We start from the raw sequence: 13,278 nt of genomic DNA, 5'->3' as shown, positions 1-13,278 counted from the left end.
TTTTGCGGCGCCATTGGCTCGTCCAATATCAAAAAACTCCGTTTTTTCTGACCGCACTTTTCACCCTATCCTGACTAAATTGAGGAACATATGAGTGTAATTCCTATGGTCGTTGACCAAACTTCCCGTGGCGAACGCGCCTATGACATTTATTCTCGCTTACTGAAAGATCGCGTGATTTTCCTAAGCGGTGAAGTGGAAGACAACATGGCCAATCTGATTGTGGCACAATTGCTTTTCCTAGAATCAGAAGATCCCGATAAAGACATCAATTTATATATCAACTCACCGGGCGGTTCCGTCACTGCCGGTATGGCAATTTACGATACCATGCAATTCATCAAGCCGGATGTGCGTACCTTGTGCGTTGGACAAGCCTGTTCCATGGGTGCCTTTTTATTAGCCGGCGGCGCACCGGGCAAACGTGGTGCATTGCCACATGCTCGCGTGATGATCCACCAACCGTTAGGCGGTTTCCGTGGTCAAGCATCGGATATTCAAATTCATGCCCAAGAGATTTTAAAAATTAAGGGCACGTTAAACGAACGCCTAGCATTCCACACCGGACAACCCATTGAAACTATAGAAAAAGACACTGACCGCGACAACTTTATGTCTGCCGAAGAAGCCAAAAACTACGGCTTAATCGATGAAGTGTTTACCAAACGTTAAGAGATAAAAATGGCAAAAGATAAAGAATTACATTGTTCTTTCTGTGGCAAAGAACAAGACGAAGTCAATAAACTTATCGCAGGCACTTCCGGTTACATTTGTAATGAATGTATCGAATTGTGTCACGATATGTTGCTCAACGAAGCGCATGGCGAAAAAGCCGAAAGCGAAGACACAGAAGCGACAAAAGAACAGGAATTACCAACACCGCATAAAATCCGCGCCCATTTAGACGATTATGTTATCGGCCAAGATTATGCGAAAAAAGTGTTGGCAGTGGCGGTGTATAACCACTACAAACGCCTACGCACCAAACATCAAACCAACGATGTGGAATTAGGTAAAAGTAATATTTTGCTGATTGGCCCGACCGGTAGCGGTAAAACCCTGTTGGCAGAGACCATGGCGCGTATGTTAAACGTGCCTTTCGCCATGGCGGATGCCACCACCTTGACGGAAGCCGGTTACGTGGGCGAAGACGTGGAAAATGTGTTGCAAAAATTACTGCAAAACTGTGATTACGACATTGAACGTGCAGAACAAGGCATTATTTATATAGATGAAATCGACAAAATCACCCGCAAATCGGAGAATCCATCCATCACCCGCGATGTTTCCGGCGAGGGCGTACAACAAGCCTTGTTAAAACTCATTGAAGGCACGGTTGCGTCCATTCCACCACAAGGCGGGCGCAAGCACCCACAACAGGAAATGTTGCGTATCGATACCTCCAAAATTCTGTTTATTTGCGGCGGTGCTTTTGCCGGCTTAGATAAAGTCATTGAAAAACGCACCAGCGTTGTCACTGCGATTGGTTTCGGCGCCGAAATCAAGAGCGAAAAAGACAAAGCTACATTAACGGATTTGTTCAAACAGGTAGAACCGGACGATTTAATGAAATACGGCTTAATCCCGGAATTTATCGGACGTCTGCCAGTGGTTGCGCCGTTAAGCGAATTAGATGAAGAAGCCCTCGTGCGCATTCTGACCGAACCGAAAAATGCCTTGTGTAAACAATATCAAGCGTTGTTTGGATTAGAAGACGTGAAACTGGAATTCACCCAAGACGCCTTAATCGCCATGGCGAAAAAAGCCCTCGCTAGAAAAACCGGCGCCCGCGGCTTACGCTCCATCATCGAAGGCATCCTGCTTGACACCATGTACGACTTGCCTTCTTTAGAAGGATTGGAAAAAGTGGTGGTCAATGAAAAAGTCATCAACGACAACCAATCTCCGGAATTGATTTATTCCAACGAATAAAAAAGTGCGGTTAAAAAACACAATGAATTTTAACCGCACTTTTCTTTTCCACGACTATTCAATTTTCACTTTCTTTAAGCGTAACGCATTGCTTAATACGGAAATCGAACTCATCGCCATCGCCGCGCCTGCTACAACCGGACTGAGCAAACCCAATGCAGCTAACGGAATGCCCAACACGTTATAAATAAACGCAAAAAACAAATTTTGTTTAATGTTTTTCAGGGTCGCGCGGGAAATCAATAAAGCATCCACCAACTGGTTGACTGAATGCTGCATCAGGGTTGCCGACGCACTGTGTTGCGCCACATCCGCACCATCATGCATGGCGAAACTCACATTCGCCGCAGCCAATGCCGGCGCGTCATTCACCCCATCCCCCACCATGGCGACCACATTGCCATTTTCTTGGAGAAGTTTGACCGCACTTGCTTTATCTCGCGGCGACATATTGCCCTGCGCATGCTGAATCCCAAGCTGATCGGCAATGTATTGCACCACGTTCAGATTATCGCCGCTCATGATATACACATCGATATTGTGCTCTTGCAAACGCTGAATCGCCTTTTGACTATCCGCCTTTAAGGCGTCCGCCAAGGCAAATGCGGCGATAGGTTGGTCATTTACAGCGACTGCCACAATGCTGGCGATCTGCCACACCGGCTCAAGATCGGTCGGTAACGTCAAACCACAATAGGCAGGTTTCCCCACTTTCACCGTGCCGATATGTTCAATCTCGCCTTGAATCCCCTGCCCCACATCAGTCTGAATATGTTGCACCGCAGGCAACGCCAAATTTTTTGCCATCGCGGCTTGCACAAGGGCTTTTGCTAGCGGATGTGTCGCGCTTTGTTCAATGGCGGCCGCCAACGCATAAATTTCATCTTCAGAATAGACCGCACTTTGCGCCTGCCAAAAAGCAACCACTTTCGGTTTACCTTCTGTGAGCGTGCCGGTTTTATCCAACACCACTGCGTTCACATGGGCAGCTTCTTCCATGGCAGCGGCATCTTTAAACCAAATGCCTTGTTTCACGGCTTTGCCCATACCCACCATGATCGCCGCAGGCGTGGCTAAACCCAACGCACAAGGGCAGGCAATCACCAACACCGCAACCCCATGAATCAACGCCGTCACCAAATCTTGTTGAAGCCACCAAGTGAGTAAAAACGTCACCAAGGAAATGCCGATTACCGTTGGCACGAACACTGCCGCCACTTTGTCGGCAAAACGGGCGATGGGCGCTTTGCTGCCTTGCGCCTCAGAAAGGGCGTTCATCATATCGCCGAGCAACGTTTGGCTGCCAAGCTGTTGCGAGCGATAAACCAAACTGCCGTCCGTCACCATCGCGCCCGCCAACACACGACTGGTCGTTGTCTTCATTTCCGGCACAGATTCGCCAGTTAAATGGCTCTCATCACACCAGCCTGTGCCCTCTTCCACCACGCCATCCGCCGCAATGCGTTCGCCTTGGTTAGCACGCAACAATTCGCCCACTTGGATTTGATTTAACGGCACGGTTTGCCATTCGTCGTTACGTTGCACGCGCACCTGTTTTGGCGTCAGCTGTAACAATAAACCCAGGCTATTTAGGCTGTGTTTTTTGGTACGATCTTCTAAGAATTTTCCCAAACTCACAAAGCCCAATACCATGACGGAAGCTTCAAAATAAATATTTGCCGAACCATGATCGTGGCTCATATGCGGCAGATAAAACAGCATAAAGACGGAATAAAAATAAATGGTTAAGGTGCCAAGGCTGACCAACACATCCATATTTGCTAACCCGCCTTTAATACTCCCCCAAGCACTTTTGTAGAAGGGAATCGCCAAGCCGAATTGCACAATCGTGGCTAACACCATTTGCCACATCGGCGGCAACATCCAATCATGTCGCCCCAGCATCATGCCGAGCATACCGATTAAAAACGGCACGTTAATCAGCCACAATAAAATCAACCGCCACGAAATGTTACGCTCTTGCGGCAACGCTGCCTGTTCTTGCTTTAATTGAGCCGTGAAACCGGTCTTTTGAATAATTTGGATCAGTTGTTCAACGGAAGTTTGCTTTTCATCAAAAGTAATCTGCGCTTCTTCACTGGCAAAATTCACGCCCGCCTGCTGCACGAAATCCTTTTTATTCAACACCTTTTCAATCCGACTGGCGCACGACTGGCACGTCATACCGCCAATTTGAATGGAGACTTTTTGCATAACATCCTCTTTTTATTTCTTTTCACAGAAAAGTGCGGTGGGTTTTGGAAATGTTTTTTATCATCGATATTAAAAGACGGCTGACGCAAGCGTCCATGTTTGTGCTTGTGCTTATTCATAATCATAGCGCACGTCAGAAGACCTGGATAGCGCGCGTCTCCCGACGCGTGCTTACAACAAAGCAACAATCAAAAGGCTGCATCAGGAGATGCCGCCATTAATGAATAAGCAATAAACAAAACTCATGCCACTTCGGCATCAAACCCGGCATCTTCCACGGCTTCCACCAACGCTGCCGGTTGCACTTTATTTTCATCAAAACTTACGACCGCTTGCGCTTTCTCCAAACTGACGTCAGCTTGCGCCACACCATCCAATTCGCTCAATACGCGAGTCACGCTTTTCACACAACCACCACAGGTCATGCCATCAATTTTTAGGGTTACGTTTTGCATCATTTGCTCCTTTAATCATTAAGTTAAACCTTGCCGATTTTTGTCGGTAAGATTACTATAAACCTTAACGTTAGGTTAAGGTCAAACACTTTTTATGAATATCAGTCAAGCAGCCAAACTCACCGGCTTATCTGCCAAACAAATCCGTGATTACGAAAAACGAGGCTTACTCAAAGCCGGCACACGTACCCTTTCAGGTTATCGCTACTATGAAGAAAACGATCTCGCCCGTTTGCGTTTTATCCGTCACTCACGAGACGTGGGCTTTTCCCTGCAACAAATCGCCCAATTACTTGAATTACAAGACAACCCGCATCGCAACAGCCGTGAAGTAAAACAACTTACGGCACAACATATCGAAACCCTCAACGCGCAAATTCAGGCACTACAAAAAATGGTGGCTGAACTCCAACGCTGGCATGACAACTGCCAAGGCAACGACTGCCCTGAATGTTCGATTTTGGCGGGACTCAGTGAATAGACATGTGAAAAAAGTGCGGTGAATTTTTACTGTGTTTTTCAAAAAAATATACCCCTTTCTTGCCTTTCAAAACCTCATTTTTTCTATAAAATAGGCATATTTTTATCTATTCACTTTACAAAGGAAAAATTTTATGCAGAAGCCAGAAGCCAGAAGCCACTAGAAGTGTGCTTGAAAACCAAGCCCTACAACAAGCCTTTTTAAACGATCTCGACGAAAAACTTTGGTCATCTGCCGATAAATTGCGTCAACAGCTTGACGCCGCCAACTATAAACATATCGTTCTTGGCCTGATCTTCTTAAAATACATTTCCGACAGTTTTACCCATCAACAAGCCAAAATTCAGGCTGAACTAACCGATCCTGAAAACGCGCTCTATCTTGACCGCACTTTTTACGACACCGAAGAAGAATACCAAGAAGCCTTAACCGCCGAACTGGAAAATCGCGACTACTACACCGCCGACAATGTGTTCTGGGTGCCGCAGCAAGCCCGTTGGGACGAGATTAAAGCCGTTTCCATCTTAAACATCGGCGCAGAGCTGCCTTGGGGAGGGAAATTTTCCGGCGTCGCCAAACTGATTGACGATGCCTTCGATGCCATTGAAAAAGACAACGAAAAACTCAAAGGCGTCCTCCAACGCATCAGCGGCTATGCAGTAAACGAAGACACTCTGCGTGGGCTGATTATCCTCTTCTCCGATACCCACTTTACCCGCCCGACTTACAACGGCGAGCCCGTACATTTAGGCGCAAAAGACATACTCGGCCACGTTTACGAATACTTTCTTGGTCGCTTTGCCCAAGCCGAAGGCAAGCGCGGCGGACAATATTTCACGCCCAAATCCATAGTTTCCCTGATTGTCGAAATGCTCGAGCCCTACTCCGGCCGCGTATATGACCCGGCCATGGGCAGCGGCGGCTTTTTCGTGCAAACCGAACGCTTTATCACCGCCCATCAAGGCAACATCAACAACGTTTCCATCTACGGGCAAGAATTCAACCCCACCACCTGGAAACTCGCCGCCATGAACATGGCCATCCGCGGCATTGATTACGACTTCGGCAAGCACAACGCCGACAGCTTCACCCAGCCGCAACACATCGACAAAAAGATGGATTTCATTATGGCAAACCCACCCTTCAACATTAGCGATTGGTGGAGCGAATCCCTTGCCGATGATCCACGTTGGGCATACGGCACACCGCCCAAAGGCAACGCCAACTTCGCTTGGCTGCAACACATGATTTACCACCTCTCGCCCAACGGCAAAATGGCATTATTGCTTGCCAACGGCTCCATGAGCAGCCAAACCAACAACGAAGGCGAAATCCGCAAAGCCATCATCAATACCGACTTGGTGGAATGTATGGTCGCCCTGCCCGGCCAGCTTTTCACCAACACCCAAATCCCCGCCTGTATTTGGTTCTTAAACCGCAACAAAAAGCGCAAAGGCGACGTGTTATTTATCGATGCCCGCCAAATCGGCTATATGAAAGACCGCGTATTGCGTGATTTCACCGCTGACGACATCGCCAAAATTGCCGATACTCTCCATGCTTGGCAACAATCAGACGGCTATGAAGACCAAGCTGCTTTCTGCAAATCTGCGACTTTAGAAGAGATTGCCGGCAACGACTTCGTCCTCACTCCGGGACGCTACGTCGGCACCGCAGAACAAGAAGACGACGGCGTGCCATTTGCAGAAAAAATGCAAAATCTGACCGCTCTTTTAAAGGAACAATTTGCCAAAAGTGCAGAGTTGGAAGCGGAGATTAAGAAGAATTTAGGGGGATTGGGGTATGAGTGATTGGAAAGAATGTAGATTAGGAGATTGCATAGAATTTATTATTGATAACCGAGGAAAAAATCCTCCATTATCTGATAGTGGATACGAGCTTATTGAAACTAATATGATCAGTTCAAATAATAAATATCCTGATTTTGATAAGGTCACAAAATATGTATCTGAAGATACATATAATAATTGGTTCAGAAAAGGGCATCCAAAAATCGGGGATATTTTAATATCTACCGTGGGCAATATAGGTAAAGTTGCAATAGTAAATGAAGATAAAGGCTGCATTGCTCAAAATTTAATAGGCTTAAGAGTGAATGAAAAGATTATCGCTGAATATCTTTATTATTTTCTAATCAAAAAAGATACGCAGGATCAAATCCTATCTTTAAATATTGGATCTGTCCAACCAAGTATAAAAGTTCCTCATCTCTTAAATCTAGAGATTAAAATCCCAGAATTACTAAAGCAGAAAGAGTGTATCCAAGTTTTATCAAAATTAGACGACAAAATCCAACTCAACACCCAAATCAACCAAACCTTGGAACAAATTGCCCAAGCCCTGTTTAAAAGCTGGTTTGTCGATTTCAAGCCAGTGCGTGCCAAAGTCCAAGCCCTTTCAGACGGCATGAGCCTTGAACAAGCCGAACTGGCAGCCATGCAGACAATCAGCGGAAAAACACCCGAAGAACTGACCGCACTTTCACAAGCACAGCCTGACCGCTACGCCGAATTAGCAGAAATCGCCAAAGCGTTTCCTTGTGAGATGGTTGAGGTTGATGGAATTGAAGTGCCGAAGGGGTGGGAGGTTAAAGAACTCGGCTCATTAATGACAATTAAACGAGGGGGATCTCCTAGACCGATTAAAGATTTTATATCAGACAAAGGATTAAATTGGGTAAAAATATCCGATGCTACAGCAGAAGATAATCCCTTTTTATTTTCAACTAAAGAATATATTAAATCTGAAGGTTTATCTAAAACTGTCTTATTAAATAAAGGAAGTTTGATCTTATCTAACAGTGCGACTCCTGGCTTACCAAGATTTCTAGAACTAGATGCTTGTATTCACGATGGGTGGTTATATTTTTCTGATATTAAGAGCTTGACTCAGGAATATCTCTATTTTTTCTTTTTAAATATCAGAAATGATTTAGTTGCACAAGGAAATGGCAGCGTATTTACTAATTTAAAGACAGATATAGTGAAAGCTCAAAAAGCTATCGTTCCAGATGAAAGAGTAATTTGTTATTTCGACAAGCAAGTTAAATCAATTATGAATTTAATAAGATATAACACCGCTAACTCAATCTCATTAAAAGAAACAAGAGATTTATTATTACCTAGATTGTTAAATGGAGAAATATAAATGAGCACACTTTGTGAAAGATGGAAGTCAATCTATTATAATTTTGAAAACTATGACTATGACAACAAGGAAGAGTTATCAAATTTATTTTATGAAGTTAGTCGGTATTTTATTATTCCTGTGCTAGGTGCTATCGAATGGCGTTCTGAATATGTTGAAAAAAGACTTGTTAATGTAGAAGATATTTATAAAAAATATCATCACGGTGAAAAGATTAGTTACCCTGATGAGGATAAAATTTCAAAAAATCTTGAAGGGATGATTAATTCTTTTGGTGAAATACAGGGTTTAGACCTTTATAAAGAAATAAACCAGAAAGCACAAACGGCAATAAGTGCAGTAAGAAAGGAAATTCAAGAACAAGCAAACGAAGTTTTCGGAAAATCTACAATTCAAAATCTTGATTTTGAGTTTAATAATCAATATGAAGAATCAAAGAATGCACTTAAAACTAAAGAAAATAGATTCATCATATGGTTAATAATATGCTTTTTATTTACAGTTATTATTGCAGGATTAAATGGAGCAATTGTGTACTATGGAATAGAAGATGATAGATTAGATTTTATTCTAATGAGAGTTTTTATCTTGTTTCCAATTTTATGGTTTTTATTTTTTATTTCATCACAAATCAAAGAAGATAGAAGAATTGTTCAATCATACTTACATAAAAAGGTAGTTGCTCGCTCTTATTTAAATTATGCAGATTCAATTCAAAAAAGAACATCAATGAATTTTGAATTAAGAGAAAAAATGGTTGCTTTACTTTTAGAAACAAGCATCAATGTTTTAAAAGAAAATCCTGCAGATCTTTTAATAAAACAAAAAGAAAGAAATGATGAAGGGGAAATGCAATCTATTATTGAAAAATTAGTTGATAAACTTCCGACTAAATAGCTGACAAAGATACTTTCACTTCTGCCAAATCTCCCCTATCCCCTCTTTGCTAAAGAGGGGAATTTATTCAGAGGTTTATTGGCTGCAAGCGGTCGGATTAACAGCAAAATTACTCATGAAAAACACCTAAACTAAAACTACGCTCAATACCATTCCCCTCTTTCGTAAAGAGGGGTTAGGGGAGATTTAAACCACACTCTAAGGAACCCATCATGCTCAACGAAAACGACATCGAACAACTCACCCTTCAACGCCTGCAATCCCTCGGTTGGGAATATCGCTACGGTAAAGACTTACCTGTTCATGAAGGCGAGTTTGCCCGTGGCGATTTGAGCGGTGTAGTCTTTATTGAGCAACTGCGTGAGGCAGTGCGTAAACTTAATCCGCAGCTGCCTGAAAGTGCGGTGGATTCTGTTGTCAAATTGGCGACGAAAAGCGATATCGGCGACTTGGTGATGCGTAATCAGGCGTTTTATAAGCTGTTGCGTGATGGTGTGCGGGTAGAATATACGCTAAACGGTGAACAAAAAATCGAGATGGCGCGCTTGGTGGATTTTGAGCAGGTAAAGAACAACCGCTTTGTTGCCGTCAATCAGCTGGAAATCCGCAGCCGTAAAGGCGGCAAACGGATTCCCGATATTATCGGCTTTGTCAATGGCCTGCCCTTGGTGGTATTTGAACTCAAAAATCCGCTGCGTGAATCGGCGGATTTGTTGCAGGCGTTTAATCAATTTTTGACGTATAAAGATGAAATTGCCGAGCTGTTTGTTTACAACCAAACCTTGATTATTTCAGACGGCATTGCCGCACGTTTAGGTTCGCTTTCTGCCGATTTCCAACGCTTTACGCCGTGGAAAGTGGTCGATGAAAAAAATAAAAGCGCGCGCTTATATTTTGAGGACGAATTGCAAAGCCTGCTCAGTGGTTTGATGAAACCTGAGGATTTATTGGACTATATCCGCTATTTCATCTTATTTGATCGGGATTCCAGTGGTAAAACCATTAAAAAAATCGCGGCATACCATCAATATTACGGCGTAAATGAAGCTGTAGATTCCACCATTTGGGCGACTTCAGAAAAAGGCGACCGCCGCATTGGGGTGATGTGGCATACCCAGGGTTCGGGTAAATCGATTTCCATGTTGTTTTATGCCGGCAAACTGCTTGCACAGCCTGAATTGAAAAATCCCACCATTGTGGTAGTCACCGACCGCAATGATTTGGACGGTCAGCTCTTCCAAACCTTTTCTTCAGGCAAAGATTTAATCAAGCAAACGCCGCAACAAGTGGAAGATCGCGATCAACTGCGCCAACTACTGGCGCAAAATGAAGTCGGCGGCGTGTTTTTTACGACGATTCAGAAATTCGCCCTCAATGAGGAAGAAAGCCGCTTCCCTGTTTTAAATGAGCGCAGCAATATCATTGTAATTAGCGATGAGGCACACCGCAGCCAATATGGCTTTACACAAAAGCTGCATAACGGCAAGTTTCAGGCAGGCTACGCCCGCCATTTGCGCGATGCGTTACCTAATGCTTCGTTTATCGGTTTTACCGGTACGCCGATTAGCCTAGAAGATAAGGACACGCAAGATGTGTTCGGGCGTTATGTGTCGATTTATGACTTACAAGATGCAGTGGAAGATGGCGCAACGGTGCCGATTGTGTATGAAGCGCGCCAAATCCGCTTAAACGAAAAAGAACACGATGAGCTATTCAAAGAAATTGATGATTTGCTGGAAGAGGAACAATCCCCAGCCCTGCGTTTGCAGGAAAAATTGTTGGGTTCGCAAGCCCGTCTGGCTGATTTAGCCGCGGATTTTGTGAAGCATTTTGCCAAACGCAATGAAGTGGTGGACAGTAAAGCAATGATGGTGGTTTCTAGCCGTCAGATTTGCGTGGATTTATACAATGAAATCATCAAACTGCGCCCTGAATGGCATTCGGACAATATCAACGAAGGGGCGATTAAAATTGTGATGACGGGTTCAGCTTCCGATGCGCCGGAAATGCAGAAACACATTTACAGTAAACAGGAAAAACAAACGCTAGAACGCCGTTTTAAAGACCCGAACGACCCGCTGAAAGTGGTGATTGTGCGCGATATGTGGCTGACAGGCTTTGATGCGCCTTGCTGTAATACGATGTATATCGACAAACCGATGCAAGGACACAACCTAATGCAAGCCATCGCCCGAGTAAACCGTGTATTCCGCAATAAAAGCCGAGAAAACGGCGGCTTGATTGTGGATTATGTCGGTATTGCCGAAAAACTCAAAGAAGCCACTCAGCAATACACCAATTCACAAGGCAAGGGCAAGCTGACCGATAGCGTGATTGATGTGTTCTTTAAAATGAAAGAGCATTTAGAGTTTGTGCGCAACCTGTTTGCAACGCCGGTTGAAGGGAAAACGTTTGATGTTCAAGCCGCCTTAGAGAAGGACGAGCCACATGAATTACTGATGGCGATTCGTTTTGCCGCTAACCATATTTTGGGCCTCGATCGATTACCGTTTGATGGTAAAGCGCACGAGCAACATTGGTTTAATAAAAAAGAAACCGAGCCACGCAAAAAAGCCTTTTTGAAAGCGGCGGGTTTGGTGAAAAAAGGCTATATGCTGTGCGGCGCATTGGCTGAAGTTGAGCCATACAACCAAGAAATCGCCTTTTACGATGCCGTGCGTGCCATTCTCACTAAGCGTGAACAAAATGGTACAGGTTCTAATGAAAGACAAATTTTATTGAAAAAATTGGTCAATCAAGCCGTCTATTCTGAAGGCGTGATTGATTTGTTTGACTTGTTGGAAAAACCGCAACCGCAAATCAACCTACTTTCTGAAGAGTTTTTACAGACCATCAAAAACAGCCCAACGAAGAACTTATGGGTGAGCGCGATGGAGCGGTATTTGTCAAGCGAAATCAAAGCCAAATCAGGCGCAAACCTCACCTTGCAAAAAGACTTTGAACAGCGTTTAAAAGAAGCCTTAAACCAATATCACAACCACAATTTAAGCGTCGTCGAAATTCTGGATGAACTCTTCAAAATGAGCCAAGATTTCCAAGAACGCTTAGCTTTAGGTGAAAAGCTGGGGCTGAAAAAAGAGGAACTCGCCTTCTACGAAGCCCTCGCCCAAAACCAAAGCGCCCGTGAACTGATGGGCGATGAAGTATTGAGCAAACTCGCAAAAGAAATCACCGACACGCTCAGAAAATCCGTAACCATCGACTGGCAATACAAAGAAGGCGTTCGTGCCAGAATGCGAATTCTTGTGAAACGCGCCTTGCAACGCTACAAATATCCACCGGATAAACAAGAAGAAGCTGTGAGCTATGTGATTAAGCAAGCAGAGGAAATTGCTGAGGAATTGAGTTGTTAATTTAATATGAATGCCATGTAATATTCACACATGGCATTTTTTATGCAATCTCCACGATTTCCGCCACATCCACACTCTCCGCTTTAATCCGCCATTTCACATTCAAGTCATACAACGAAATGCCGTAAAGACGCTCGCTAGTTTTACCTTGTTGATAGGCAGGACGGGGATCTTGTTGAATAACGTCAGTAATAAAACGTTGTAAGTGCGGTCGATTTTTGCTGTATTTTTTGACCGCACTTTCCGCTTCTGCAGTAAATTCCACGTGCAGCAACGGTTTCGGTTCGCTTTGAGCGAAACCGGAAATCGCGTCAGGCTCACTATCGGCATAAACCAGATAAGGTTTGATGTCGAAAATGGGCGTGCCGTCAACTAAATCCACGGCACCGAGATGTAACAACACCTTGCCGTTTTTACATTCCACGTGGCGCAATTCCACTTTGGATAAACCAAGTGGATTCGGGCGATGCGTAGAACGCGAGGCAAACACGCCAACTCGTTGATTGCCGCCTAAACGTGGCGGGCGCACGGTAGGATGCCATTTGCCTTGCGGGATTTGATCAAATTGAAAAATCAGCCAAAGGTGGCTGAATTGTTCTAAACCACGGACGGCTTCGGCTTGGTTATAAGGCGGCAACAGTTCGACAATGCCGGTGCCATCCTGCACCAAATTAGGTTGACGCGGTACGGAAAATTTTTCTTTGTAAGGCGTGTGGATCACAGCCACTGGCTGCAATGTGAGAGAATCGGACATATT

Annotated in this window: 10 protein-coding genes; 7 read left to right on the top strand and 3 right to left on the bottom strand. The window is 44.4% G+C overall.

Annotated features, from left to right (window positions below; genetic code table 11):
• Positions 1 to 90 precede the first annotated feature (90 nt).
• Positions 91 to 672, top strand: coding sequence for an ATP-dependent Clp endopeptidase proteolytic subunit ClpP (gene clpP / locus LQ983_RS07780; protein ID WP_006719109.1), 582 nt, complete (start codon positions 91 to 93; stop codon positions 670 to 672).
• 9 nt (positions 673 to 681) lie between these two features.
• On the top strand, positions 682 to 1,932 hold the full coding sequence (gene clpX / locus LQ983_RS07775) for an ATP-dependent protease ATP-binding subunit ClpX (RefSeq protein WP_230622258.1): 1,251 nt from the start codon (positions 682 to 684) through the stop codon (positions 1,930 to 1,932).
• Positions 1,933 to 1,986: 54 nt separating this feature from the next.
• On the opposite strand, the gene LQ983_RS07770 is transcribed toward clpX, so the two are convergent.
• Both LQ983_RS07770 and LQ983_RS07765 read right to left on the bottom strand, forming a co-directional pair.
• Positions 1,987 to 4,146 (bottom strand): cation-translocating P-type ATPase, encoded by a 2,160-nt coding sequence (locus tag LQ983_RS07770; protein WP_230622257.1) that lies wholly within the window; start codon positions 4,144 to 4,146, stop codon positions 1,987 to 1,989.
• A gap of 242 nt (positions 4,147 to 4,388) precedes the next feature.
• A complete protein-coding gene (locus LQ983_RS07765; protein WP_230622635.1) occupies positions 4,389 to 4,601 on the bottom strand; it encodes a heavy-metal-associated domain-containing protein in 213 nt (70 codons plus the stop codon).
• 94 nt (positions 4,602 to 4,695) lie between these two features.
• Here LQ983_RS07765 and LQ983_RS07760 point away from each other — a divergent pair, with 94 nt between their 5' ends.
• The 5 genes from LQ983_RS07760 to LQ983_RS07740 all read left to right on the top strand — a co-directional run bounded on the left by LQ983_RS07760 (position 4,696) and on the right by LQ983_RS07740 (position 12,521).
• Positions 4,696 to 5,082, top strand: a complete 387-nt coding sequence (locus LQ983_RS07760) for a Cu(I)-responsive transcriptional regulator (RefSeq protein WP_230622256.1) — start codon at positions 4,696 to 4,698, stop codon at positions 5,080 to 5,082.
• A 128-nt stretch (positions 5,083 to 5,210) separates the two neighbouring features.
• Positions 5,211 to 6,893, top strand: a complete 1,683-nt coding sequence (locus tag LQ983_RS07755) for a type I restriction-modification system subunit M (protein WP_230622634.1) — start codon at positions 5,211 to 5,213, stop codon at positions 6,891 to 6,893.
• The gene (locus tag LQ983_RS07750; protein WP_230622255.1) at positions 6,886 to 8,250 is read left to right on the top strand and encodes a restriction endonuclease subunit S; all 1,365 of its coding nucleotides are present in this window, start codon (positions 6,886 to 6,888) and stop codon (positions 8,248 to 8,250) included. The genes LQ983_RS07755 and LQ983_RS07750 overlap by 8 nt, the downstream gene beginning before the upstream one ends.
• Positions 8,251 to 9,147 (top strand): hypothetical protein, encoded by an 897-nt coding sequence (locus tag LQ983_RS07745; RefSeq protein ID WP_230622254.1) that lies wholly within the window; start codon positions 8,251 to 8,253, stop codon positions 9,145 to 9,147. It abuts the gene before it with no gap.
• 212 nt (positions 9,148 to 9,359) lie between these two features.
• On the top strand, positions 9,360 to 12,521 hold the full coding sequence (locus LQ983_RS07740) for a type I restriction endonuclease subunit R (RefSeq protein WP_230622253.1): 3,162 nt from the start codon (positions 9,360 to 9,362) through the stop codon (positions 12,519 to 12,521).
• Between the two features lie 40 nt (positions 12,522 to 12,561).
• On the opposite strand, the gene tsaA is transcribed toward LQ983_RS07740, so the two are convergent.
• A complete protein-coding gene (gene tsaA / locus LQ983_RS07735) occupies positions 12,562 to 13,275 on the bottom strand; it encodes a tRNA (N6-threonylcarbamoyladenosine(37)-N6)-methyltransferase TrmO (protein ID WP_230622252.1) in 714 nt (237 codons plus the stop codon).
• Positions 13,276 to 13,278: the final 3 nt, after the last annotated feature.

The sequence above is a fragment of the Aggregatibacter sp. Marseille-P9115 genome, from assembly GCF_920939465.1.
Taxonomy (GTDB): Bacteria; Pseudomonadota; Gammaproteobacteria; order Enterobacterales; family Pasteurellaceae; genus Aggregatibacter; species Aggregatibacter segnis_B.
This window is presented reverse-complemented; position numbering and strand designations above follow the sequence as displayed.